At 68.7% G+C, this 23,856-nt stretch carries 20 protein-coding genes, 1 tRNA gene and 2 pseudogenes; 7 read left to right on the top strand and 16 right to left on the bottom strand.

Going from position 1 to position 23,856, the window contains the following annotated elements; translation table 11 throughout:
• Positions 1-130: 130 nt before the first annotated feature.
• The 3 genes and pseudogenes from ACH4TG_RS10855 to ACH4TG_RS10845 all read right to left on the bottom strand — a co-directional run bounded on the left by ACH4TG_RS10855 (position 131) and on the right by ACH4TG_RS10845 (position 2,076).
• Positions 131-325, bottom strand: coding sequence for a hypothetical protein (locus tag ACH4TG_RS10855; RefSeq protein ID WP_398241855.1), 195 nt, complete (start codon positions 323-325; stop codon positions 131-133).
• Positions 326-338: 13 nt separating this feature from the next.
• Positions 339-1,534, bottom strand: a pseudogene (locus tag ACH4TG_RS10850) (FtsK/SpoIIIE domain-containing protein).
• Positions 1,535-1,719: 185 nt separating this feature from the next.
• Complete coding sequence (locus ACH4TG_RS10845) at positions 1,720-2,076, bottom strand: hypothetical protein (RefSeq protein ID WP_398241854.1); 357 nt, start codon at positions 2,074-2,076, stop codon at positions 1,720-1,722.
• 140 nt (positions 2,077-2,216) lie between these two features.
• Here ACH4TG_RS10845 and ACH4TG_RS10840 point away from each other — a divergent pair, with 140 nt between their 5' ends.
• A complete protein-coding gene (locus tag ACH4TG_RS10840) occupies positions 2,217-3,014 on the top strand; it encodes a GntR family transcriptional regulator (RefSeq protein ID WP_398241853.1) in 798 nt (265 codons plus the stop codon).
• Between the two features lie 968 nt (positions 3,015-3,982).
• On the opposite strand, the gene ACH4TG_RS10835 is transcribed toward ACH4TG_RS10840, so the two are convergent.
• From ACH4TG_RS10835 to ACH4TG_RS10815, 5 genes are all read right to left on the bottom strand, one after another.
• A complete protein-coding gene (locus ACH4TG_RS10835; protein ID WP_398241852.1) occupies positions 3,983-4,999 on the bottom strand; it encodes an HNH endonuclease in 1,017 nt (338 codons plus the stop codon).
• A 317-nt stretch (positions 5,000-5,316) separates the two neighbouring features.
• Positions 5,317-5,883, bottom strand: a complete 567-nt coding sequence (locus ACH4TG_RS10830; protein WP_398241851.1) for a hypothetical protein — start codon at positions 5,881-5,883, stop codon at positions 5,317-5,319.
• Between the two features lie 401 nt (positions 5,884-6,284).
• Entirely contained in the window at positions 6,285-6,599 is a 315-nt protein-coding gene (locus ACH4TG_RS10825; protein ID WP_398241850.1) for a hypothetical protein, read from the bottom strand.
• 19 nt (positions 6,600-6,618) lie between these two features.
• Entirely contained in the window at positions 6,619-6,918 is a 300-nt protein-coding gene (locus tag ACH4TG_RS10820; RefSeq protein WP_398241849.1) for a hypothetical protein, read from the bottom strand.
• Entirely contained in the window at positions 6,908-7,294 is a 387-nt protein-coding gene (locus ACH4TG_RS10815; protein WP_398241848.1) for a hypothetical protein, read from the bottom strand. Before ACH4TG_RS10815 ends, ACH4TG_RS10820 begins: the two co-directional genes overlap by 11 nt.
• 352 nt (positions 7,295-7,646) lie before the next feature.
• Between ACH4TG_RS10815 and ACH4TG_RS10810 the strand changes: the two genes are divergently transcribed.
• Together ACH4TG_RS10810 and ACH4TG_RS10805 are read left to right on the top strand one after the other, a co-directional pair.
• Complete coding sequence (locus tag ACH4TG_RS10810) at positions 7,647-8,909, top strand: hypothetical protein (protein WP_398242123.1); 1,263 nt, start codon at positions 7,647-7,649, stop codon at positions 8,907-8,909.
• Between the two features lie 232 nt (positions 8,910-9,141).
• Entirely contained in the window at positions 9,142-10,284 is a 1,143-nt protein-coding gene (locus ACH4TG_RS10805; RefSeq protein WP_398241847.1) for a hypothetical protein, read from the top strand.
• A 72-nt stretch (positions 10,285-10,356) separates the two neighbouring features.
• Here ACH4TG_RS10805 and ACH4TG_RS10800 read toward each other — a convergent pair whose 3' ends face one another.
• Both ACH4TG_RS10800 and ACH4TG_RS10795 read right to left on the bottom strand, forming a co-directional pair.
• Positions 10,357-10,926: a hypothetical protein gene (locus tag ACH4TG_RS10800; protein WP_398241846.1), complete on the bottom strand. Its 570-nt coding sequence runs from the start codon at positions 10,924-10,926 to the stop codon at positions 10,357-10,359.
• A 66-nt stretch (positions 10,927-10,992) separates the two neighbouring features.
• Positions 10,993-11,928, bottom strand: a complete 936-nt coding sequence (locus ACH4TG_RS10795; RefSeq protein ID WP_398241845.1) for a phosphotransferase family protein — start codon at positions 11,926-11,928, stop codon at positions 10,993-10,995.
• A 97-nt stretch (positions 11,929-12,025) separates the two neighbouring features.
• On the opposite strand from ACH4TG_RS10795, the gene ACH4TG_RS10790 reads away from it, so the two are divergent.
• Together ACH4TG_RS10790 and ACH4TG_RS10785 are read left to right on the top strand one after the other, a co-directional pair.
• Positions 12,026-12,106 (top strand) — tRNA-OTHER (locus ACH4TG_RS10790).
• Positions 12,107-12,351: 245 nt separating this feature from the next.
• Positions 12,352-13,011, top strand: coding sequence for a DUF6000 family protein (locus ACH4TG_RS10785; RefSeq protein WP_398241844.1), 660 nt, complete (start codon positions 12,352-12,354; stop codon positions 13,009-13,011).
• A gap of 68 nt (positions 13,012-13,079) precedes the next feature.
• On the opposite strand, the pseudogene ACH4TG_RS10780 reads toward ACH4TG_RS10785, so the two are convergent.
• The 3 genes and pseudogenes from ACH4TG_RS10780 to hemC all read right to left on the bottom strand — a co-directional run.
• A pseudogene (locus ACH4TG_RS10780) lies at positions 13,080-13,277 on the bottom strand (site-specific integrase); the annotation flags it as partial.
• 467 nt (positions 13,278-13,744) lie between these two features.
• Positions 13,745-14,458 carry a VanZ family protein gene (locus ACH4TG_RS10775; RefSeq protein WP_398241843.1) on the bottom strand — a complete coding sequence of 238 codons (714 nt, stop codon included), beginning with the start codon at positions 14,456-14,458 and terminating at the stop codon, positions 13,745-13,747.
• A gap of 119 nt (positions 14,459-14,577) precedes the next feature.
• Positions 14,578-15,546 carry a hydroxymethylbilane synthase gene (gene hemC, locus ACH4TG_RS10770; RefSeq protein ID WP_398241842.1) on the bottom strand — a complete coding sequence of 323 codons (969 nt, stop codon included), beginning with the start codon at positions 15,544-15,546 and terminating at the stop codon, positions 14,578-14,580.
• A 254-nt stretch (positions 15,547-15,800) separates the two neighbouring features.
• Between hemC and ACH4TG_RS10765 the strand changes: the two genes are divergently transcribed.
• Positions 15,801-16,451, top strand: coding sequence for a hypothetical protein (locus ACH4TG_RS10765; protein WP_398241841.1), 651 nt, complete (start codon positions 15,801-15,803; stop codon positions 16,449-16,451).
• A gap of 682 nt (positions 16,452-17,133) precedes the next feature.
• On the opposite strand, the gene ACH4TG_RS10760 is transcribed toward ACH4TG_RS10765, so the two are convergent.
• Entirely contained in the window at positions 17,134-18,405 is a 1,272-nt protein-coding gene (locus ACH4TG_RS10760; protein WP_398241840.1) for a phosphatase PAP2 family protein, read from the bottom strand.
• Positions 18,406-18,769: 364 nt separating this feature from the next.
• On the opposite strand from ACH4TG_RS10760, the gene ACH4TG_RS10755 reads away from it, so the two are divergent.
• On the top strand, positions 18,770-20,152 hold the full coding sequence (locus ACH4TG_RS10755) for a glycosyltransferase (RefSeq protein WP_398241839.1): 1,383 nt from the start codon (positions 18,770-18,772) through the stop codon (positions 20,150-20,152).
• Between the two features lie 135 nt (positions 20,153-20,287).
• On the opposite strand, the gene ACH4TG_RS10750 is transcribed toward ACH4TG_RS10755, so the two are convergent.
• A complete protein-coding gene (locus ACH4TG_RS10750; RefSeq protein WP_398241838.1) occupies positions 20,288-20,677 on the bottom strand; it encodes a RidA family protein in 390 nt (129 codons plus the stop codon).
• 405 nt (positions 20,678-21,082) lie between these two features.
• Positions 21,083-23,794, bottom strand: a complete 2,712-nt coding sequence (locus ACH4TG_RS10745) for a M4 family metallopeptidase (RefSeq protein ID WP_398241837.1) — start codon at positions 23,792-23,794, stop codon at positions 21,083-21,085.
• Positions 23,795-23,856: the final 62 nt, after the last annotated feature.

The raw sequence follows: 23,856 nt of genomic DNA, 5'->3' as shown, positions 1-23,856 counted from the left end.
TGTGGCGGATGGAGTGGGTTCCTGGCGGGGTCGGGTTTGGCGACTTCGCGCCCCGCCGGGAGCCCTTCGCGCTCAGGAGCGCGGTGGTGGTTCTGGGCATGGGTGTCCCCTTGGACGTGAGGGGGGTTGATCAGAAGCTCAGTTGGCCGAGGAAGGTGCTCAGACCGACGAGCGCCGTCCGGACGAGCGGGCCAGCCCCGGTGGCCGCGAGAAGGAAGCCGAACATTCCGCAGATCAGGAAGTCGGCCCACCGCAGGTAGCGGATGCGGAGCAGGAACCAGATCAGGAGGCCGAGCAGGAGCACGGCCGACATCGACACGATCACTTCTCGGCTCCCCTCAGGCGGTGTCTTCTCGGTCGAGGCGTTCGAGGAGGACCGTCCCGAGCCCGGTTCCCTTGTGCGGCTCGAACGAGCCCACTGCGTCTCGGAGGTCGGGAAGGTCGGGGGTCAGGTGGGCGTACTGGGCCGCAGTCGCTTCGGCGTCCGTCTCGGAGACCAGGTGCGAGCGGGCCCGTTCCCAGCCGTCTCCGGATGCGAGTACGGCGGTGCCGGCTTGGTCCGGCCGGATGGCTTGGGCAGCCTTGAGGGCATCGGGGTTGAGGTCCCCGAGGGCCATCTCCGCAGTGCCGGGGTCGGCGACGCGATGGCAGACCCGGCCGCCGAGTTGCGCCCGGAGGGCAGTAACCCCGGGCCCGAGATCGGAGCCGACCCGTTGCCCCGCGACGACCAGGAACACGCCCAAGGCCGCGCCCAGTTGAGCCAGCCGGATCAATGCGGTTCCGGCCGCCTGAGCTTCGTCCTTCTCACTGCGGGCGGCGACAGCTCCGCCAGCTCGTCGACGATCACGACGATCGGCACCGGCCGGACGTCGTCGGGCAGACCCCACACGTTCCGCACACGCACTGCGCGGCACAAGGCCATCCGGCCCGTCGTCTCGTCCACGAGCGCCGCGAGGAGCCGGACGGCTTGCGTTCGGTTGGTGGCCAGCGCCGAGAGCCGCGGGCCGTAGAGCGACAGCTCCATGCCGCCCTTGCAGTCGATGCCGACCAGGGCGACCGGTTGCGGTGCCAGCCCAGCAACGAGGGCATTGATCAGCGTGGACTTGCCGGAACGGGTGGCCCCGACGATCAGCCAGTGCGGCATCTCGCGCAGGTCCATGACCCACTGGGCGCCTGTTTCCAGCGCCCCCACGGCCACGCGGAGCAGTCGACCACTCCCCCGCTGCTGCGGTACGCGAGGCGCGGCGAGCGTATCGCCGACCGAGGCCACGACGCGGACGAAGCCGGGTTTCCACGGCGTGACGCGCACGACGTGCGCTTGCCAGTTCTCTGCCATCGCGGGCGCGGCCTTGGCGAAGTCCTGCGGGACCTGGCCGGGCAGCAGCCGCACGACGAACCAGAACCCGCCAGCCGTCGGGCGTATCACCCCGCGTCGCGGCACTCGCGGTTGCGGCGGAGCCGCGCCGTTGCCCACGAGTCCGGACACCACGGTCAGCGCCGCCTTGCGGCTCACTGCCAGTCCGCACCCAGCCATCAGGGGCCGCCAGGTGCGGGCCACACGTAAGCACGCCACGGGGAAGCCGAACAGGAGCCACCAGGCGACCGGGAAGCGGCGGCGCAGCGCCGGACCGGCGACGATGAGGCCGGCCGCGATGGCGAGGACCGCTATCAGGAAGCCGCTCGGTATGGAGTGAGCGGCGCCCGTCCCTTCGAGAAGAGTCACTGTCCGGCCCCCTTGCCCGCCCCGGTGGGCGAGGTCGGGGCGGACAGCGGACGGATCTCGGACGCGCGGAAGGCGATGCCGTGCCGCCCGTCGTTCTCCCACGGCGTGGCCATGAGGTCCCGCACCTGCACGGGCATCCCCAACTTCACGCCGCTGGGCTCCCCGGGCACGCTCACGTTCACCACGTCCGCGGACGACCCGGCCATCAGGCACAGGCCGACCTGGTACATCGTCTGGCCGGTCTCGCGGTCCACCCGGAGCTGGCCGGTCTCTCGGTTGGCGATACGCGGCGCCGGGGGCACCGCGCAGATGATCGCCGTGTACTTGGCGGTGTCGATCGGAAGGCTTGCCACTGTCTGAACTCCTCTGGGATCGCTGGGAGTCGGCGTACGCCGACTCTGGTTGACAACCCGTAGTACGGGTTGCGAGTCCAGAGTGCGACCCGTAGTACGGGTTGTCAAGTGACTTGGGATGGGGGAAGCTGTCCATCGAGATGAACAGCACGTCCAGCGAGATGGACGCCGAGGGAACCCAGCAGGCCAGCGGAGGCCCGATGCCAGCGGAGAACACGCAGCCCAAGTACCGGCAGATCGCCGACTACCTGCGCCGGGGCATCCTGGACGGCACGTTCCCGGCCGGCCAGCCGCTCCCGTCCGAGGAAGCGCTCGCGAAGCAGTTCGGTGTGACGCGTCCCACGGTCCGTCAGGGGCTCACGGAGCTACGGGCGTCCGGCTTGGTCGAGGCCATCATGGGCCGCGGTACCTTCGTCCGCTCCCCTCACAGCCGCCCGAGCATGACCCGCCCCCGCGGTGTCCGCCGTGGCAGCAACGCCACGTACGCCGAGGCGGACGGCATCAAGTGGACCGAGGCGGAAACGCCGATCGCCACCCGCACGGACGCACCGCTCGCCCTAGCCGATCTCCTCCGCGTCCCGCCGGGCGAACCGCTCTACACCTACGACGCCCTGCAGACCGCAGACCCAGGCCTCCGCCAACTCCACCGCACCTACGTGCCGTTCTCCATCCTGGTCGGCACCAAGTACGAGGAGGAAGCACCCCCGCCGGCCCCCCAGCTCTACACGGCTCTGGCCGAGCTCGGCCACGAGCTCCACTTCACGGAGTACCTCCGCCCGCGGATGCCCCTCCCCGACCAGGCCCAGACTCTCCGCCTCCCCGAAGGCGTCCCCATCCTGGTCATCCTCCGCGTCACCCTCAACGAGCACGACAAACCCCTCGCCCTGGAGGAGCTCCAACTCCCCGGCGACGACCTGGAGTTGCGGTACAACCTCTGATCCCGGGGCTGCTCAGGGCCGCACTTGCCACCGTGAGCGCGTGTTGGCTACCGCGCATCACCGTCGGGAACCAACCTGTGGGGGCTCCCGGCGCTCCTGAACCGCACGGCATCGGGGCGAACCATAAACAAGTGCTTCATAGCGCTTCATAGTCAGTGAAGGCCCGGACCACAGGCACGGGATCTTCAGTTATCGCCAACTGTCTCGGCTGGCGTATGGCGTCGTTGCTATACACACCGAGGACGGGGGACGTAGCTGATGATCCTGTCCAGCATCACCTGGCCTCTTGCTGTTCTGGTCTCAGTGATCTGTATTGCACTCGCCGTACCGATTTCACTGTCCCTGCGAGGCGCCCGTCCGGATCAGCGGCCCGCCATCATCCGGGCTTGGGCCCAAGTTGTGCGTGCCCTCCGCGGCAAGTAGGACTGCGGTTGGGTCTCGAACAGTCAGACGTGGCTCAAACTTTCTCTACGTCTTCAAGGCACCCGGCGTCGCTGCCGCTCCGCCGGGCGTGTCTCCACCCCGCTCGTCACGGCCCGTGCCACGCGCCCGCGAGGGGAAGGCCGATGGCATGAGGCGAGACGTACAGCCGGAGTCAAAGAGGTGCCTCCGGCGGGGGCGCTCAGACTCCGAGATGGACGAGGTCCGGCCGGCGCCCGCGGGTTCGTCGTGGACGGGTGCGGGGTCTCCCGTCCCGACTGCCACCGGCCCGGGGCAAGCCGAGCAGTCGCGGCCCAGGGCGTCAAGGTCGTTCGTGCAGTGGCGCGCTCCACCTTGACGCCCTGAACCACGCCCGCTCCACAGGAGTGCGGGCCGACGGCAGACGGGATGGGAGCAGGGGAAGTAGCGGGCCGAGGACGAATTTCAGCGTCCCGTTCGCTTTGACAAATGCCAACAACCAGCGCTGACTCATCAGCGGTCCGCACCACTTCCAGAAGAACGGAGGCAAGAACCTGCCCACACTCGACTCACCCATTCGGGCTCTGCCGACCTGCGTCAGGAGTGTCGCGTATAACACGGTGAGCATCTCCGGCGATCCTCCTCAGTGCAATGTCATAAGCCCAGGCGTAAGTAGAGACCTTTTTATCGATAGAGAAGTGTCGCCCTGTTGCCGCATCCAGGACGCAATGAAACTCGTCCATCAGATCCGGCCAAGCCACCCTACTCAGATCTCGATCATTCCAGCCGTAGAGAGACCACAGTTCCTCCTTGACGGCCGAGAAGAAGGATAGAGGCTCGCGCGGCTTATGTCCGACCCGGACATTATGCTTCTGCATGAACTCCTTCAGTTCCTCGGGAGCGTCCACCCACTTGCCCGGGCTATCTCTAAGCTCTGCGTAGTCAATCCATGCCCAGAAGCTTTCCGCGTCAGCTACGTCTGGAGCCTCGGCGTGATGGTCTTTGCATAGAAGCGCGAAGTTCTTGACGTCCATAGAGCCCCCTAGAGAGGTCGGGACGACGTGCGCCCGCTCAACTGGCTTACGCCAGCACACCAAACAGGCGGCCTCCTCCATGCCTAGATAGTCCGAAATTGCCCGTACGGTCGGCGCCGTCTTCCTGGTAACCGGCGCCCCCTCGCGAGGCTGAATCTTTAGGGACCCGGCATCGTAGCCGTACTTGCTGCCATCGTCCGGATGACCGATCCGCAGGACGTCAGGCATGTTGTTGCGCTGCCTACTCCGGTTCCGCACGCCATAGAGCGGGGTGTGAATCTCCGTCAAGTAGTCCAACAGGAACCCAAGAGAATAGTCTTGGATCAATTCAAAGGCGTCGTGATCGTATCCGCCGGCTTCATTCCTATGGCCCTGGATGTCAATATAGAGGTATCGCGGGGCACCAGGTGAAACCTTCTCGGCGTTCTTGATGCACTCGAAGATGCGCAGAGCGCTCCGCTCGAAATTCTCATACACCTTCATGTCATGATAGATTGCAATCCCATTTTTCGCCTTTTTCTTTCGCGTCTGCCGTCGCGCCTTCTTCCCCACGGACCCCTCCCAGCCACCGCCCTTGATGCGACGCAGTGAGCATGGCAGACCGCACCGACAGCCAGCGTTGGAGTGGCCGAAACCGCACTGATGTGCTAAGTGACGAACTACTCATGGATGCCGGAACTGACGGGTTGCTCACGAGGTTGCGACCTGATCCTTCCCCGGAAACCGGGGCTCTGGAGCCGTGTGTCTAGGACAACTATGGGACCACACGCTGTGCGCGCGGCCGAACAACACCAGCTCAGGCGCACGGCTGGACGTTACCCCCCAGCGCCCCTGATCTGCGGAAACCCGTGAACCGATGAGCTGGGAGCTCAAGGCCGCTCTCGGAAATGGCGTATTTTACCGAGGCGACTCCGTCGGTTCCACTTCTCTCGCTTCTTGAGAGCGAGAACCAAGTCCGGTCCGTCTGTGAGGGGCTTCCATGAAGCTCTACCCTCAACCGCGCCCCGGGCAGCGCTGGTTAGCTCTTCGTGCTTGTCCCCCAGAGCGGCTAGGACCCGCAACGTTGCGTCCATGTCGTCGGTTCCGATCGGATGCGCGATCGGAAGCTCGCCCAGGACTTGTCGCACCATGGCAGAGCTGTCAGGGGCGTTCCGGATCCGATCCGAGTACACCTGGCGAATCGTGTCAAGGAGTACCCCGTCTGCAAGGAGCACCCTGATCAGCTCGTCGCTGAGTTCAGACCTTCCACGGCCATGAGATCGACCAATGAGCTCACCGAACGTAGCAGCAACCTTCGCGTCGGCTTCAACAATCGCGATCCGCAGCAGGCGGCGTTCCTCGCGAAGCTTGGCCGAGTACTGAAAGCCTGCCGTGACCGCGGCGACCGCCACTGTGGCCACAGCGCCAATCAACGTCTTCGTGAGCGCGGGATCCATGAAGCTTATACAAGCGGGGCTTAGGGTCCAACATCAAGGTGCGGGTGGTGAGTGGCTGGCCGGTGCGCGACGCGGTTGGCGGACGCCAGTCACGCGGCACAGGCCCAGGACTTGGGTTACTGAAGGCCGGACCCGTCCAGCCAGGGGGAGGCTGGCGCCGACTTCTAGGCAAATGCCCAATGCGTGCCCGGTCGAGCGGTGAACCACGATCAATCGGGGTGGTCAGCGGAACGTCCGTCAGCCTCACCGAACGATCGTATGCGCATGCCAACGCGAGGTTCCCACCTCCTGGACCCGTGATTCCCAAGCTCAGGCTCCGCCGCGCGGTCCGGGCTGCGGCGCTGGGGCGCCGGTCCCGGCCCTGCGGCGGGCGACATGCGAGTTCCACGCCCAGGCTATCGTCAGGCTTCCGAGCCGCCAGAAGACACCGACTGCGCGGCCGCGTTTTGGGCCATCTCCTCGGCCATGCCGGCAGTCAGAAGCCGGGCCAGGAGCTCAGCCGCCTCAGGCCGAATCGCTCCCAGGCAGACAACACCGTCGCCGACGATGTTCACGTCCGCCTTCAGGCCCGGGAAGTCGGCGTCCAGGCCGACTTCCCGCAGCTCCTCAGCCAGAGCCTCCGCGCCCTCCCGCCCACGGGCCCAGCCGCGGACGTAGGGGACGCCCGGCATCAGCGACTCGGCCCGCCTCGCGCAAACGCCTCGGGGGTCCGTCATGGCCGCACTCTCCTTCGTTTCAGTCGCTGTCGCGGTGGCTCGACGGTTCGACGTCAGTCGCCGCGGACTCAGCCGCAAGGGCCAACCGAATGAGCCGGGCAAGGCGTTCGGCCGTCTCGGGCGAGATGCGGCCGAGTTCGATGAAGCCGTGCCCGAAGGCGTTCACGTCCGCGCGCAGGTAGGGGAAGTCACGCTGCATGCCGGCCGCGGTCAGCACGTCGCGCAGGACCGTTGCGGCATCGCGAGCCGCGTACCACTCGCCGCTTTCGATGGGCGACCACGCAGCTCCGTCGCGACCCGGTCGGTCGTCACCGAACATCAGCTGTCGCCTGCCCGTAGTGGTCGGCCCGATCGATGAGGAACGAGGCCGCCGCGAACATCACCGCCAGCGAGACCGTCTGGAACGGCGAACCGTGCTGCGGACGGGCCGGCGGCTTCAGCCACTCGAAGCGGTCACCGGTCAGCGCCAGCGGCCCCGGGGCGACGACGTACGACCCCAGGCCGAGGTACCGATACGCGGCGGTCGGCTCGCCCTCGCGCTCAAGGGCACGGGCGAACTTGTCCTGCGAGCCTGGCGGAAGGAAGAAGCCCATGCGGCCGGCGGCGCGGTCGACCATCACCGGGCCGACCGGCATTCCGTGCAGGCGCAGTTGGTCGAAAGTCTCGGTGCCCAGCCGCTGGCCGGTCGTCAGCACGTCGAAGATGTGACCCGCCGCCAGATTCGGACCGAGGCCCCTGGCCAGGGGAGATGACGAGAGGTGACGAGGGATGACGTGCGTCCCTCAGGCGCGTCACCCCTCGTCGGCCTCCCGGCCACCAGGCGCCTCCCAAACCACTCCTCACGATGGCCGCCCAGCACGTAGAGTTATGCCACGACCACGAATAGCGCAGCCCATCTCAGGAGGCGCAATGGCCACCGTTGCCAGCGACACCGGCACACTGGTCAACGGCGCTCGCAAGCAGCGAGGTTGGGGCCAACTCCGTCTGGTCAACGAGATGCGCCGCGCTGCCCAGCGAAGAGGCCAGGCCCTTCCCACCGATGCCAGCGTGAAGCGCCGTATCGCGAGTTGGGAGAACGGGCACAGCCGACCCGATGAGTTCTACGGATCGCTGCTGTGCGAGGCCCTCGGACTGACCGCCGCCGAGCTGGGCCTGAACCAGGCGACACCCGGACAGGACGCACAGCTCCTGGAGGCGCGGTACCCGCCCAGTCCGGACGCGGCCATCGCGAGCGTCGACCAGTTGTGGCGGGCAGACCTTCACGGCTACGAGCCTCTGCTCCTGTCTGAACCCGCCCAACCCGCGTGGAGCGACGCGTCCTTACGGTGGCTCGTCGCGCCTGAGCCGGCGGCGCCGACGAGCACCCCTCGGGGCGGGGCTCGGGTCGGTTCCGCGGACGTGGCCATGGTGAAGGCCACCAGCGATACGTTCTCCGCGCTGGACGACCGCTTCGGGGGCGAGCACGCCAGGCACTCCGTGATCCAGTATCTCAGCCGCGACGTGGCGCCTCTGCTCACGGGTCAGTACAGCGATGGCGTTGGCCGGGCCCTCTTCTCGGCGGTCGCGGAGGCCACGCTCCTGGCCGCGTGGATGTCCTACGACGCCTGCCGCCACGGTCTGGCCCAGCGCTACTTCCTCCAGGCCCTCCGGCTCGCGCAGGACGGCAACGACCGCCGGCTCGCGGGAAGCATCCTGTCCGCGATGAGCCACCAGGCCACCTTCCTCGGCCACTACACCGAGGCCGCCACACTGGCGCGGGCCGCCCGTATGGGAATCTCCGGGGTCGCCACCCCGACGCTCATGGCCCAGTTCCACGCCATGGAAGCGCGCGCCCTGGCCCGCACCGGAGACAAGCGGGCCTGCGAGTTGGCGCTCGCAGAAGCCGCCCGCTTCCTGGACCGCCGGAAGTCCGGCGACGAGCCTGAGTGGATCACCTACTTCGACGACGCCGAACTCGCCGCCGAAGCAGCCCACTGTTTCCGCGACGTGAACAGTGCCCGCCAGGCCGTCGAGCACGCCGGCAACGCAATGAGCGGAAGCCACGTGCGATCGGACTTCTTCGTCACCATGGTGCTGGCGGACGCGCACTTACGGGCCGGCGACGTCGAGGAAGCGTGCCGGGTCGCCTTGGACGCGTTGGATCTCGGAGAGCAGGTGCGATCCGCGCGCTGCGTCAGCTACCTCTCTGACTTCCGCCGCGGGCTCGTCGCTCACTCATCCAGTCCCGCTGTCCGTAATCTCATCGAGCAGGCCGCCGGGTACCGGATGTGGGAGGCCTCGGAGTTCAAGGCAGCCGGGAGCCGCGGATGACTCCCGGTACGGCCCTCTTCACGCTGGCCGACGTCGCTGTCGTCGGCGTCGTTCCTCATCCCGCAAAAGATGGCATTCGCCAGTCCCCCCACAGCGATGGATGACATGCCATCGGGTTGGTCAACTCCGCGGCCTAGATGAGGGCTCGAGGGACTTCAAAGGCGTGGCTGACTGTCAGTGACTCGGCGTAGCATCTGATCATCTGTGTTGATCATTCCAAGATCGGACCACCATGCCGGACCTGTCAGCTCCGCTCGATGAAGCCCAGCACACCTTGCTCAAGGTCATGGCGGAGCAATACTTGAAGACTGGCCGGTGGCCGTTCTGGCGGTACGTCGAGCACACGATGGATGACCTTGGGTATGACGACGCCGAGCGGGTACTCAAGTCGCTGCCAGTGGTCGGGGCTAACAGCCCCGTTGGTCCGGCGTACGGCCTTGCTTGGTACGACCGCGTCCACCTGGCGGATGACAACCGTCCGGCTCTGACAGTTGCCGCTGGCCTCCACTCCCCCGAACTTCGGCATGTGTTTGGCGAGAACTTCATCTCTGTCTTGCAGTACTTCGTTAAGCAGCAGCGGGCCGTCAGACCCTCTCCCGAAACGGTAGAAGCCAGCTATATCACTTCGGACGATTTTAAGCGAGACTTTCCAGCCGTCACGCAGGAGTTCGTGGCGGCATTGCCGGGCATCTTCGAGCATGAGCCGGTACTACGGCGCGGCTCTCAGTCGTGGGGAACGAATCCTGACGGGTGGCGTTTTGAGCTCCACAAGTGGCTCAAGGACTACCGGGGAATTGACGACTTGAACGCGTATGTGGCGCGGGTTACCGAACTAATTCTGGAAAGCCAGACTCCTGTGCTGACACAGGCACTTGGTTCTCCTGGTCACGTGGTTACGATTGGGGATATGTTGGCGACGGCTACGCCGACGGTCACAGGAGCCATTAGTTCGCATTCCGCTACTTCGCCTGAGGAGCTGCCTCAGTACGTCAATGGCAACCTCATCAAGGAGCTAGAAGCCAAACAGGGCCTGACTCGACTCAGTCCGGACAAGCTTTTGCAACTCGTCAGTGAACTCAATGCCTGCTTCCGGGAGGGTCACGCTTACGCCTGCCATGCTTTGGTGCGGGCCATCATCGATCACGTGCCCCCGATCCTCGGACAGAAGTCGTTCCAGGCTGCAGCCAGCAACTACGCTTGGCCTACCGATGCGGACCGCAAGTACGCTAAGAAGCTACTGGAGTTCAAGAACCAGGCGGACGACGTACTGCACCGTCAAATCCGAACCAGCCGGGGTGTCATCACGATGCACGACGTACCGCTCGCCGCGTACATCAATGCATTGCTCCGAGTCTGCGTCGACCAACTTCAATGACTTAGTGGAAACCGAGTTGCCTGACCTGCAGCCGTGCTCGCCCGTTCGGTGGTCATACCTCCAGTCTTCGCTCTACGGGAATGCGTCGGTCACCTGCTCAGCCCGAAGTTGCGTCAGCAGAGACCGGCAAATCCATGCGAAGATCTCAGAGCCAGCACGATTCAGGTCGTAGGCAAGCTCCTCCGCTTCCTCGAAAGAGATGTCGACATGAGTCGGCGCCATGCGTCTCTTACTGACGAGCGCCAATGCTCGGTCGGGTAGCGGCTCAGTCTCCAAGACGTGCTCCGGCAGCCACTGGCCGTGTACGAGTTGGTTCCGCTTGGCGAACAACGGCTTGAGCGTCGCTAGGTTTGCTCTGCACTCAGCACGCTGCGTATCCGTCACCTCGCGATTTATCTTCACCAAGGCCGTGCACATATCGATCAGCTCACTCGCCCCGAGACCTGCGGCTACAACTGCGGCGTACTTGCTGTCGAGCAGACAGATCATGAGTTGTCGCAGGTGGTTTTCGAGTGTCGCACTCTCCCTGGCCACCTCGCCCACCAACGAGGACATACGCTTTTGTATAGCTTCCATGTCCTCCTCAGAGCGGAGGATCGGGAGCCCGTCCAGGTGAGGCGACAACTGCGCTTCGTCAGACATGTCGTAGAGCGTATCGGTGGGTCCCGAAGATGCTCACCGCTGATTGGGCACCTCCGAAGACAGGGGTCAAAACGGTTGCCAGTCTCGACGGCTGCCGCCCGTACGTATCGCCTCCACCCGGCGCGCGAACTCCGTAGCCGCCTGGGGCTCGGTTGCGGCCTTGCCGCCCATCCAGAGCGTCATCATCAGCTCGCGGACGTCGGCGAGGACCGGGTAGCCGGGCCAGTTCATCAGGTCGAAGCCATAGTGGTGGACGAAGGATTCGTACTGGGCGCGGGAGTGCCAGCCGTACCGGTCGTAGTAGATCGCGGTGAGGATCAGGTCCCACTCGCGTGGAGCGAGCGCGAAGCCGTCCAGGTCGATGAGGACGGCTCGTCCGGTCCGGTCGCGGAGGATGTTGCCGATGTTGGCGTCACCGTGGATCAGCCCGAAGGGCAGGACGAAGTCGAGGCGGTCGTAGTCCTTCTCCAGCTCGTCCGCGCGCGCTGACAGAAAGGCCGCATCCTCCTCCGACGCAGCGCTGAGACGCGCAAGCGACGATCGCATCTTGGCGAAGGGGTCGAAGTACGGCAGTCCCAGCGACTCTGGCTCTTCCAGCCAGTGCAGCCGCTTCAGGAGGTCCGCGAGCTCCGGCAGTGTGCCGAACTCCTCCGCGTCCTGGACGCTCTCCCAGAACGTGACGACCCGACCGCTGACGACGAGCGGTTGCGGCACCTCCGGCACGACCCGGTTCGCGGGGAAGCTCTCCTCCCCCAGCCATCGGGCGACGCGTACGGCTCGCTCCATCTCCGACAGCACGCCAGGGTTGGCAGCGATCCTCACGATCACGCGCCGCTCAGCTAAGTCGTAGACGGCGTTGGAGCCCAGCCGCAGCAACCGGGCGCCCACGGGATCGAGCCCAGCCTGTGCGCATGCCTGTCGGAGCACGGCGCCAGCGGACTCCGCCGTGAACTCCCCCGCGTCATCGAACGTCGCATCGTCGCCTGAGAGTTCACTCGCCATGCCACCGACGATACGGGCCGCTCCAGCGTCACGACAGGCTCTCACGTCGTAGGGGCGTAATGATCATGTGCCCGCGCCCCGTCGCGGGCATCTCCAGGCCAGGTCAGCGGCCCACCAGCGACTGCGGGCTCCACGAGCTCCGGAGCCGTGTGCGCAGGTTCGAATCCTGCCGGGGGCACCTCGCAGTAGGTGCCAAAAGGCCCCGCCACCAGCCGAAACGCTGGAAGCGGGGTCTTCGCATGCGCGCAGCCGAACGCGGCTCGCGGCAGGCGTTTGCCAGTGATCACGTTGCAAGAGCGTGTTGATCTTGGGGGCAGAGTCAGCAGGTCAGACCCGATCGGTGGTCTCTCGTGCAGCCCCGTCTGATCGGCCGCGGCACCATATCCCCTCGCCGGAAGCGCCGGGGTGCGACAGCATGCCTTCATGGACCTCCCCAGGCCGCAGCAGATAGATACCGAGGATCTCCGCCAGCGTTACGTTCGCGCGGGAACTGGCACGGTCCGCCGGTACTTGAAGCTACTCCATGGCAACTTTCTCCGCCTGGACGAAGCAGACGGGAGCCGTAAGGAGTTCCTCCGTGACCTCGCCACCGCCGCCCAGCAGATCACCCCGGATGAACTTACGGCCTTGCTCGCCGAAAGCGACTGGCGTCCCCGACTGACCGCCGCCTGGTTGATCGGGTTGGACCGCCGCATGCAATTTCGCTCCCGCATCGGCGAATTGCTACTGGAGAGCCGGTTGTGCTTTTCAGGGCAGGGATACTGCTTTGCGCTGGCACGCTTCGGCAGCGAGGCGGACGCTCAACTGCTGACCGCCTACCTGGACCGGTACCTAAAACGATCTGACCTCCAGTACGACCAGGCATGGGCCATCGGCGCCCTCCTGAGCATTGACGACCGCGAAGGATCCCAACACGCTGCACCCTTCCTCATGCACGGTGGACTTTGGGATCAGTGGGCTCACGGCCAGTTCGACGCGGCCGAACGCGGCCGATTCGTTAACCGGTTGTGCACCGTGGCCGACGCATACGTGATCGGTGACACCGGCGCGGAGCAGGCTGCGGCAGCCGATACGACTCGCTGAACGGCTTCAGCAATGTCGCGATCCCCGCAATCGCTCCAGGGCTCGCGACGATCGGCCGGAGGGCCACATCAGATGGTGGTCTCACCTTCCTCCCCGAGTCCTTGCATGATTCGGTCGTTCGAATCTGTCTCCTGCCCGTCGATGCACTTGGCGTAGATCTTGAGCAGCACATCCACCGAGTGGCCGGCGCGGGCCGCGACCTCAGGGGCAGGCACTCCTGAGTTGAGCCACTGGGAGACGCCCGCGTGCCGTAGGTCGTAGGGTCGTCAGACCCGGGCGGTCGTGAGCCTCGCCGGAGCCACGCCGGCCCCAGGCACGGCCTTGGGGCGGCCTCAGGCCCTGGCCTGCGCACGCCTCGGCGATCCTCGCCAAAGTCCAGCTCTGGTCAGGCCAGCCGATAGCGGCCGGCCCGGCGTCCAACACCGTCTCCAGCACGCGCAGTTGCCCTGCATGAGCTTGCAGCGGACACCACCGGGGCCCTTGGAGACCAGGGCCGGCCGACCACCCGAAGCCAACGCCCGCCGCCAGCGGCTCGCCGACATGCGAGTCACTCTGAACCGCCGGGCCACCTACCGGTCACCGGCCCCGCCTCGATCAGATCGGCGGCCGCCAACCGGACCCGCTCACGGCGAGCCCGCTCATCAGCAGTCAGCCCACCACCATCGGGAAACCTCATCCCTCCGGCACAGCGCAGCCCACGACGGCCGTCACGCCCCCTACGCAACCCACACCCTTAAAGATCTCCAGCAGGTCCGTTGCCTCGGGGCCCGCGGGTGGGGTGCCAGAAGGGGCGGGAGGCGAGGGTGGCGAGGGCGGCGCCGGTGGCGTTGAGGAGGACGTCGTCGATGGAGGAGACGCGGTTCAACTGGAGGACGTACTGGGCGACTTCGATCAGGGTGGAGCAGGCCGCGCCGAGGGTCAGCATTCGGGGGACGGACGCGAGGGACGCGAAGCGCAGCGGGGCGAAGAAGCCGAGGGCCGCGAACACCAGGAGATTGCCGCCGATTTGGACGAGGGCGGATGCCGGGCCGCCGGCGAGGATCTCGAACAGGTCCCGCAGCGGGACGAGGTTGACCCGGCGGGGCGCGTGGCCGCTCTCGTCGCCCGGGACCATGGTCATCCACACCCACGGCGCCGTGCCGTAGACCATGGCCACCTCAGCCAGGGACTTCCGCCACGCCTGCGGGGTGCCGCCGGCGCCGCGCAGTCGCGCCAGGGCCGATACCGCCAGTGCGGCCAGCGACAGTGCGGCCAGCGTCAGCAGCACCACGCCGTTGATCGTGCCGAACCAGAGGTGCCATCCCCCGGGCCTGCGCCGCGCGCCGGGCGCCGTGAGCGGCCGCTGCGCGAGGAACGCGACCATCGCCGCGCCGAGGGTCGCCAGGACGGCGAGCAGGATCCTGCCCGTGCGGCTGACCGGCGCCGGCGGGAATGCGTTGTGGTCCATGCCCCCACTCAAGACGGTCCAGGGTTGCCGTGGCGTATCGGCGTGGGATACGCCCGTGACGGCTGCTGCCCGCACCGTGGGCTGGGCGGCGCGTCCACGGCGAACCCCGTCGGCTCGGCCTACGCTCCGACGCGGATCTCCGCGAGGATCGTACCCGCGCCCTTTCCGATGAGTTCACCGGCCAGGGCCGCGCCCAACTCCTCCGGTTGAGCGGTCCGGCCCGACAGCGAACCCGACACCCGCCGAGCGCCGTCCAGCGACGTGACCTGCGCGTGCAGCGTGAGCGAACCCCCCGGCCCCGTCTCCGCGTAGGCGCCCACGGGCACGCTGCAGCCGCCGTGCAGTTCTGCCAGAAGGGCTCGTTCCGCCCGGACTTGGGCATCGACGGAGAGGTCGCCGGCCGTGGAGAGGATCTCCTGGATCGGCTGGTCGTCCTCGCGGACCTGGATCCCCAGGGCCCCCTGTCCGGGCGACGGCGGGAACAGGTCCAGGGGCAGCAGTTCGCCGATGGCCTCGTCGAGGCCGAGGCGGCGGAGGCCGGCGCCCGCCAGGAGCACGGCGTCGAGGCCCATGGTCTCGATCTTCTTCAGCCGCGGCGGGACGTTCCCCCGGATCGGCACGACCTCGAGATCGGGGCGGACCGCCAGGAGTTGGGCGATGCGGCGCGGGGCGCCGGTGCCGACACGGGCGCCCTTGCGAAGCCCGGCGAGCGTGGACCCGCAGAGGGCGTCGCGTACGTCCTCGCGTTCCGGCGGAGGCAGCAGTTTCAGGCCCGGCGGATTCGCCGTGGGCAGATCTTTGAGGGAATGGACCACCACGTCCACGTCGCCGCGGGAAAGGGCCGCTTCCTGCTCGGAGCTGAATGCACTTCCGCCGCTCACAGCCGAGACGTCGGACGTCCGCGATTTCCGGTCCTTGTCCCCGCCTTCGAGAATGACCCGATGGGTGAACGTGACATGGGGAAAACGCTCACGGAGGGGGGCGAGGTACTGTCGCACCTGGGTTTTGGCCAGGTTGCTTGCTCGCGAGCCGACCAGGTACGTCGTGATGGTGATCAGCTCCCCGTGGGCCGTGGGCTTTTGCGTCATCGTACGCCGGACTCCCCAGGGGGTTTCCCGACCAATTGTCGGCATGGGGTGCGCATCAGGGATTTCCAGGCGCGGATATGCGTACCGGTCCGCGTCAAGGCCGGGAGTGGTTCAGGGCTTTTGATCCAGAGAGCCGGCGTTGACGGAGTGGGGCTGCTTCGAACGGGAAGTGGCGCGGAGGCGGGAAAGGCCGGCGGCTTGTCGCGGTGTGCCGGGACGGGGGCACGTATGCTCGGCGGACCTGGGGGTGGAGCGTGAGCGTCATCGGCGTGTGGGTCATCGGGACCGTGTCCGACGAGCGGGTGGCGGAGGTGCTGCGTGCCGCCGTGGAGTCCTCGCCGCCGCCGCGTCCCCAGGCTGCGAACAGGGATGTCTCCGGGCCGCTGGCCTGGTGGCGCGACAGGGCGGACGCGTCGATGTTCAGCAAGTCGGCGACCGATCACGGCGGTTGGGTCGCCGAGGGCGACGCCTACCGGCTGAACGACTTCCTCGACGGATGCCGTGCGGACTCGGAGCAGGTCGAGGCGCTGCGCGACGCCGTCTTGGAGCTCTTTCCGCCCGAGGGAGACGAGGGGCTGTTCGCGGCGACGGCCCGCAAGGCGAGCCCGTTCGCGGCCCTGGCCTACGCACTCGGTCCCGACGCGACGCTGCAACTGCCGGGCTGGTTCGGGGACTTCCTGCTCGACTCCGGTGAGGTCGGCCCGCGGCTCCTGGCGGCCGAGGAGGCCCTCGCCCTGACCGGAAGCCGGCGGCGGGAGGTCGTCGAGCGGATCCACGCGTGGATGACGGGTCTGGGCGACGCTCCCGGGCACGACGCCGAGGAGCTGCTCGACGGCCCGCTGCGCGTCCTGCGCCGCGCCGCCCGTACCGGCCAGGGCGTCGCCGGCCATGTCCGCTGGTACTGACCCGGACTTGGGGTCGAAGGGCTAGGTCACGCCTCCTCGAAGAACGGGTCCGGAGCGACCCCTGCGACGGGCCAGGGCCGGCTGCCGGAAGTTCAGGTCGGCGGCACGCGTGGTGGCCCATGGGATGAGTCCCCCGGTCGTGCCTCGCGCGTGGATCCGGTGCGGCAGGAACACCGCGCCGCCCCCGCCGCGGCCCTCGCCGTCGTCCCCGCCGGCCCCCCGCCGGCGCCCTCGCCGTCGTCCTCCTGGCAGGCGCTACAGGGCGAGTTCAGGGGCCACCCTTGCCGCTGAAATGTCGAGATTGCGACATTTCGACAAGCCCATATCGCCGCCCTACGGTGATGCATTGGTGACACAGCGATACGGCGACAAGACCTCGGCGCCCGGACGACAGGGCGCCCCTCGCGCCCGGACCGGGCGAGGGCCGTTCCGGAAGGCCCGCGCGGCGGGGACCGCCCCCCAGGGCCACCCCTCTCCCAGGGCCGCGTCACTCCCACTCCCAGCAGCGCGGCGGGAAACCCCAAGGCCCGTTCCGGATACGGAAAGCCGCGACCCTACTTCATCCTGCACGCATCGGCGCCGGCCGAGCGCCCGCACTCCCGCCGAGCGATTCCGCTTTACCCGTGCCAGAGGGAAAATCGCGCCGCGCCGTGAATTCCGTGGCGGCCGACTCCCGGGCGCCTCAGACGAGTTCGGGTTGGAGTTCCGCTCGCAGCGCGGGGCCGGATGTCGGTTCCGTTTCCTTGATCGTGCGGAGGTAGCCCCAGATGACGGAGGCGGTCACCAGGAGGAGCAGCGGGCCGTACAGCCAGGGGTGGGCGGCCATCTGCATCGGCAGGTACCGGTAGGAGACCAGCATCACGGCGAAGACGGCGGTGCCGTAGACGGTCAGGGCGATGCCCGGGCGGTCCCAGCCGCGGTCGTGGGCCCGCAGGCCGCCCTCGATGGTGACGGCGAACACCGCGCCGGCGACGAGGTCGACGCCGTAGTGGTAGCCGAAGCCGAGGGTCGCGCTCAGGGTGGCGACAAGCCAGAACGCGCCGGCGTAGCGCAGGAATCGCGGGCCCTTGCGCGAGTGGATGAAGATGGCGGTCGCCCACGCCGTGTGGAGACTGGGCATGCAGTTGCGCGGGGTGATCCCGTCGAACGGCAGCCAGCTCGGGTCCTGCAGGGCGGGAACGGTGTCCGGCCAGAGGTTGGCGACCGCGTAGTTGCCGCCCTCGGCGCCGTAGACGTAGACCGGCCCGACGGTGGGGAACAGCATGTAGATGGCCGGGCCGAGCATGGCGATGACCAGGAAGGTGCGGACCAGGTGGTGGCGCGGGAAGCCGCGGTCGGTCGCCACGTTGCGGAGCTGGTAGAGCGCGACGAGGACGGCGGCGACCGGGAGCTGGATGTACACGTAGTCCAGCAGGTGGTCGCCGATGGGCTCGGTGGCGTGGACGATCCGGCCGGCGATCCAGGACGGGTTGCCCAGCGCCCGGTCCGCGGCCTCGGTGTACGCGTCGAGCACGTGCGGCCGCGCCTTCGACGTGATGAGCAGCCAGGCGTCGCCGATCTTGCGGCCCGTCACCAGCACCAGTCCGAGCCCGACGCCCTTGAGCAGCAGCGTGCGGTCCCGGCCGGTGAGGCGGGTGAGGGCGTAGGCCCCGCATCCGAGGAGTACCCACAACGCACCGTTGCCGAAGGTGGGTTTGGCGCCCACCGCCAGCCGCACCAGGAGGACGACGGCGTCCAGACCGACCGCCGCGCCCAGCGCGAGGAACCGCTGCCGCCAGGTGAGCACCACCATCATCAGGCACAGGCCCGAGTACAGCAGCGCACCCGACTTGGGGGCGAGGACGACCTCGCGCAGCTCGTTGGTGACCGGCCCTGGCAGGCCGTAGTGGCGCGCGGTGATCTCCAGCACGACGAGGAAGCCGAGGGTCACCACGCCGGCGGCAGCCCACAGCATCACCCGTGGCTGGCGCAGGGCGGCGAACGGTATTCGGGACTTCGTGCGCGAGGACTTCCGCGATGCGAGAGATATCAAGAGTTCGGTCGTTTTGTTAGTTTTTGGTCATCTGTTTGGTCATGTCAGGCACCCCCCGAACCCGGGTGAATTCCCGGTGAAGGGACGGCGATGAGGGTATCGCCGTAAGCCGAACATGTTATCGGAGTGATGCAACCACGTTTCCCGTGCCACAAAATGTGACGGACGGCACATACGAAGAGACCCTTACCGAAAGCCGGATGACTGCGGCGGAAGAGTGGGACCGGGCGTCGTGTTCCCGCCGCCCGACCCACCGGGGCGGGGCCCGCGGGGCACACTGATCACCATGCGTGTGGCAATCATGACGGCGGGTTCGCGCGGTGACGTCGCGCCGTACACCGGGCTCGGGCACCGGCTGGCCGCGGCCGGGCACGAGGTGACGATCGTGACGCACGAGCGGTTCGCGGGGCTGGTCACGGCGGCCGGCCTCGGCTACCGCGCGGTTCCGGTGGATCCGCAGGCCGAACTGGCCTCGCAGGCCGGACTGGGGCTGCACCGGTCGTGGAGCCCGGCCGGGAAGCTGGTGCGGCTGCTGGGGATCGCCCGGTCGCTGGTGGGCGAGCTGGCCGAGGCGCTGGTGACCGCGGCCGGCGACAGCGAACTGCTGCTGCTCAACGGCGCGGTGGCGCCGCTCGGCCAGGTGATCGGCGAGGGCCTGGGCGTGCCGAGCATGGGCGTCTACCTGCAACCGCTGGCCGCCACCGGGGAGTTCGTGTCGCCGATGCTCGGCACCGGCTCGTGGGGCGGTCCCGCGAACCGGTGGAGCGCGGGGGCGGTGAACGCGTCGCTTGACATGATCTTCCCCGACGCGTGCCGCGACCTGCGGACCCGGTTCGGTCTGGGCCCCCGCAGCGTGCGCGCCACCCGGCGGGCCTTCGAGCAGGCGGACTGGCCGGTCTTCCACGGGTTCAGCCCCCAGATCGTGCGGCGGCCGGCGGACTGGCGCCCGGGTCTGACGGTGACCGGCTACTGGTGGCCGCACACCGCGGCCGGGGCCGGGCTGCCCGCCGCGGTCGAGGAGTTCCTGGCCGCGGGGCCGGCGCCGGTGTTCGTGGGGCTGGGCAGCGCGACGGTCCCGGACCCGGAGAAGCTGAGCGCGACGGTGGTGCGGGGGCTGCGCGCGGCCGGGGTGCGCGGGGTGATCCAGCAGGGCTGGAGCGGGCTGGCGGCCGACGGCGACGACATGCTGGTGGTCGGCGACGTGCCGCACGACCTGCTGTTCCCGCACATGGCGGCGGTGGTGCACCACGCGGGCGCCGGCACCACCGGCGCCGGGCTGCGGGCCGGGGTGCCCGCGGTCCCGGTGCCGGTGCAGTTCGACGCCGCCTTCTGGGCCCGGCGGCTCACCGCGCTCGGCGTCGCGCCGCGGCCGGTGCCGCTGCGCGCCCTGACGCCGGCCAACCTGGCCGCGGCCGTCCACCAGGCGGTCGGCGACCCCGGGTACGCCCTGCGGGCCGCGGCGGTCGCCGAGCGGATCCGGGCGGAGGACGGCGTGCGGCCGGTGTGCGAGGCCGTCGACCGCCTGGCGGCGGGCGGCCGGCGGAAGCACCGCGGTCTCCAGCTGCCGCTCCACGGCAAACGCGAGGCCGGGACCGGAGAGGCCGGGGTGGGCGAGGCCGGGGTCGGCGAGGACGGGACTGGAGAGGCAAGGGTCGGCGAGGCCGGCTAGGCACTCCGCGACGGTACGTGCGTGGCGTCGGGCACCTCCGCGAACCTTCCTCGGCCGGCCGTCCGGACCTGGCTGCCGCGGAACCACCAGAACCGGCTGTCGTGACGAGCGCCGCTCCCCCGGCCCGCGGCGGTCTCAGGACGGGAGGACCGCCAGCGCCTCGACCTCCAGGAGGAGTTCGGGCCGGAACAGGGCGGCCACCTGGACGGCGGTGCTGGCCGGCGGGTTGGCGGTTTCGACGTGCGCGTCCCGGGCCTCGCGGACGGCGGGCAGGAAGGCCACGTCGGTGACGAAGAAGGTGAGTTTGACGACGTCGGCGAAGGTGGCGCCGGCCGCGTCCAGGCAGCGGCGGAGGTTCTCGAAGACCTGCCGGGCCTGCGCCGCGGGGTCGCCCTCCCCCACGACGTCCCCGTTCTCGTCCAGCGCGATCTGGCCGGAGACGGCCACCAGCCGCCCCTCGCCCAGCACGACATGGCTGTAGCCGGCGGCCGGCGCGACTCCCTCGGGAGCGATGTGGGTGATCATGCGCTCACGATATTCCCTGACGATATTCCCTCGCTCCGGCGTGTCCGCGGGCCTACGGTGCGGGCGTGCCCGATGACGTGCAGAACCCGCCCGGCCGGCGGGCGGCGCAGGAGATCGTGCGGCGGGTCCGGCCCGGCGCCGTGGTGGAGGAGGTCCTCGTGCGGACCGGGGGCCGGTCGAGGACCGTCGTCGAGGTGCGCTGCGCCGAGCCCGCGGAGCACCCACGACCGCATCGCCCTGTACCGCCTGTACCACGCAATGGAGTTGTGGGACTGGTTCGCCTCGATCGGCGACCCCGGGCGGCTGGACGGGATCGCCGCCGACATCCGGGCCATGGTGGCGGCGTGAGCGGGCCCGCCCCCGCGGACGGTGTCCGCGGGGGCGGGCCGAGGGTGGGAGCACGGCTCAGGAGCAGGTGCCGGCGAAGGTGGCGCGGGTGACGACGTCGGTGTCGGCGGAGGTGGTGTCGAGCCAGGCCACGCGCTGGCCGTCGCCGAGGGAGGGGGCGATCTGGGCGCCGGAGGAGCAGGAGGCGCGCTGCCAGGTGGCGGTGCCGGCGAGCACGTCGGCGGTCGGGGCGGCCTGCACCTTCACCTTCTGCGGGCCGTTCCACGCGCCGAGACCGGCCCACACGTCGTAGGTGGAGTAGGCGAAGTACCCGTCGGTGACGGAGAACTGGCCGTAGTAGGTGCTGGTCGGCAGCTTGACCTGGGCGGCCTGGGTGAGGTCGTCCAGCGGGGCGGAGCGGAACGTGGTGCTGCCGAACAGGCTGCTGTTCTCCCGCCAGAAGACGCGGCCCGCGGCGAACTGGATGTCGCCGACGTAGTTGAAGAGGAAGCCGGTGATGCGCTTGCTCTGGGTGGTGCCGGTGGCGACGTCGTAGAGCGTCATGTAGGTCTGGTCGGCGCCGCCGACCCAGGCCAGGTGGCCGTCCTTCATCGCCAACCGGGCGGCGTGGGTGCCGGGTTCGGGCGTCAGGTCGACGACGGTGCCGTCGGCCTTGCGGAGCATGACGTCCTGCTCGCCGTCGGCGGTGGTGCGGATCCAGGCGAGGGCGCCGTGGTCGGTGACCGGCTCGGTCTCGTCGGCGTTCGGGTCGTCGACGATCTTCTTGACGGCGCCCTGGCCCTTGTCGCCCGAGCCGTAGACACCGATGCCGTCCGCCGAGATCCGGGTGAAGACGATGCGGTCGCCGTCCATCGACGGGTCGATCAGGTAGGCGTCGTCCTGGGCGAGTTCGTGCGTGGAGCGGCCGCCGTTGCCGAACCGGCCGACGGTGATGCCGAACGCGGCGGAGCCGGAGTTCCAGGCGATCGCGTCGCCGTGCGGGATGGCGTACACGTCGCCGTTGATCTGCGCGGCCTGCTCGTCGACGCCGCCGTAGACCTCGTAGGCGGGCAGCACGTGGGCGCCGAGGGTGGTGCCGTCGTGGGTGCCGGCCTGCTGCTCCCAGCCGTCGGTGATGCCGTGCGCGTCGAAGGCCGCGTCGATGGCGGCGAGGTCGGCGGCGGAGACGTTCAGGGAGCGGGCGGCGAGCGTCACCGCGTGGCGCATGTCGGTGAAGCCGGACAGCGGCGTCAGGTAGTTCTGCGCGGCCCGGTAGACGATGCGGTCGGCGACGACCGGGTCGACGGCCTTGCGCACGTCCCACAGGGCGCCGCCGACGATGGTGGAGTTGGCGTGCACCCCGCCGTTGTCGAAGTCCAGGGTGATCGGGTCGTAGTCGGTCCGGGCGTCGCGGTGGTCGTTGAGGTCGCGCAGCGCGCACTCGTCCAGCGGCTTGGCGCCGTTGCACAGGTACTCGCCGATCAGGCCGGAGGTGGGGTCGCTCATCGCGATGCCCTTGTCCTCGACCTCCATGGCGTTGCCGAAGTAGTCGGAGATCGCCTCGTTGAGGGCGCCCGGCTGGTTGAGGTAGACGAGTCCCGCGGAGTGCTCGGTGACGCCGTGCGTCATCTCGTGGCCGACGACGTCCAGGCCGACGGACAGCGGCACGCCGTTCATGTGCCCGTAGACCATCTTGTCGCCGTCCCAGAAGGCGTTGGCGTAGTCCTTGCCGCCGCTGGAGACGTTGACGACGGAGTAGACGGTGCCGCCCTTGCCGTCGATGCCGTCGCGGCCCATCTCGTTCTTGTAGAACTCGTAGACCTTGCCGGCGTTGACGTGCGCGTCGACCGCGCCGGAGGTGGTGGCGGTGCCGTCGAAGCGGGTGGTGGGCGAGGCGACCAGCGGGATGTCGGCGCTGACCGGGCCGCCGGCCACCAGCGTGTAGCTCTTGCGCTGGGCGTCGTACGTGCGGATCTGGCCGCCGGTCCCGGCGTACATGGCGCGGGTGGAGTCGACGAGCGTGTACGAGCCGTCCGCCTCCTGGTTGGCGTTCAGCGGCACCTCGCTGCCGTCCATCCGCACGCCCGTCCCGGCCGCGGGCGCGGCGTCGGCGGCGTCGATGTTGTTGTACGACAGGGCGATGCCGCCGATGCGCGCGTCGACGTACACCTCCTGCCGGACCGGGCTGCCGTCGGTACGGGCGCCGGTGACGGTGAAGTGCCAGGCGAGGGTGCCGCCGTGGGCGTCGGGCAGGACGACCAGGCCGTGCGCCTGCGTCCTGGCGCCCCGCACGTGCTGCACCGAGCGGTCGAGGGTGCGCATCCGCTGCTGCGCTGTGCTCGCGGAGACGGTCGGGGTGGTGCTGACGGTGAGGTCGGTGTAGAGGGTGCCGGTCGCCGAGGTCACCTGCTGGCCGCCGGCGGCGGCCCGGGTCTGCACGGCGTACTGGGCGCCGAACACCGGGACGCCGTGGTGCTCCTGCTGGAAGCGGACCGAGGTCTGGTCGCCGTCCCTGGTGGTCTGCAGGGTCTTCAGGTCGGAGACGGGGATCCGGTAGGTGTCCCGGTGGTCCTTCAGGTGGGCGCGGGCGGCCTGCGCCGGGGTTCCCGGGCGGGCCGCGGAGTCCAGGCCCTGGGTCATGGCGGGGGCCACGGGCACGGGCTGGGCGCCGGTGGCGGCGGCCGGTTCCGGCTCGCTCGCCGCCCACGACTGCGCGGTCGGCAGCAGGGCGCCGGTGGCGACCACGACCACGCCGGCGGCCAGCAGCCGCCGGATCCGTTGCGTTCTCACAGATGTCTCCCCATCGCACACGTCAGCGGGACCGGTGGGTCCCGAGCGGTTGTCGCGGTTGA

It is taken from the genome of Streptomyces sp. NPDC020917 (genome assembly GCF_044333795.1).
Classification (GTDB): domain Bacteria; phylum Actinomycetota; class Actinomycetes; order Streptomycetales; family Streptomycetaceae; genus Actinacidiphila.
Note: the sequence above shows the minus strand (reverse complement) of the source record. Positions and strands in the feature narration are given on the sequence as shown.

Excerpts from the sequence above, each read along its gene's own strand:
- ACH4TG_RS10795 (WP_398241845.1), bottom strand. The coding sequence starts at position 11,928 with ATGGCGAGTGAACTCTCAGGCGACGATGCGACGTTCGATGACGCGGGG.
- ACH4TG_RS10820 (WP_398241849.1), bottom strand. The coding sequence starts at position 6,918 with ATGTTCGGTGACGACCGACCGGGTCGCGACGGAGCTGCGTGGTCGCCC.
- ACH4TG_RS10800 (WP_398241846.1), bottom strand. The coding sequence starts at position 10,926 with ATGTCTGACGAAGCGCAGTTGTCGCCTCACCTGGACGGGCTCCCGATC.
- ACH4TG_RS10755 (WP_398241839.1), top strand. The coding sequence starts at position 18,770 with ATGCGTGTGGCAATCATGACGGCGGGTTCGCGCGGTGACGTCGCGCCG.
- ACH4TG_RS10830 (WP_398241851.1), bottom strand. The coding sequence starts at position 5,883 with ATGGATCCCGCGCTCACGAAGACGTTGATTGGCGCTGTGGCCACAGTG.
- hemC (WP_398241842.1), bottom strand. The coding sequence starts at position 15,546 with ATGACGCAAAAGCCCACGGCCCACGGGGAGCTGATCACCATCACGACG.
- ACH4TG_RS10840 (WP_398241853.1), top strand. The coding sequence starts at position 2,217 with ATGAACAGCACGTCCAGCGAGATGGACGCCGAGGGAACCCAGCAGGCC.
- ACH4TG_RS10785 (WP_398241844.1), top strand. The coding sequence starts at position 12,352 with ATGGACCTCCCCAGGCCGCAGCAGATAGATACCGAGGATCTCCGCCAG.
- ACH4TG_RS10750 (WP_398241838.1), bottom strand. The coding sequence starts at position 20,677 with ATGATCACCCACATCGCTCCCGAGGGAGTCGCGCCGGCCGCCGGCTAC.
- ACH4TG_RS10775 (WP_398241843.1), bottom strand. The coding sequence starts at position 14,458 with ATGGACCACAACGCATTCCCGCCGGCGCCGGTCAGCCGCACGGGCAGG.
- ACH4TG_RS10760 (WP_398241840.1), bottom strand. The coding sequence starts at position 18,405 with ATGCTGTGGGCTGCCGCCGGCGTGGTGACCCTCGGCTTCCTCGTCGTG.
- ACH4TG_RS10825 (WP_398241850.1), bottom strand. The coding sequence starts at position 6,599 with ATGACGGACCCCCGAGGCGTTTGCGCGAGGCGGGCCGAGTCGCTGATG.
- ACH4TG_RS10805 (WP_398241847.1), top strand. The coding sequence starts at position 9,142 with ATGCCGGACCTGTCAGCTCCGCTCGATGAAGCCCAGCACACCTTGCTC.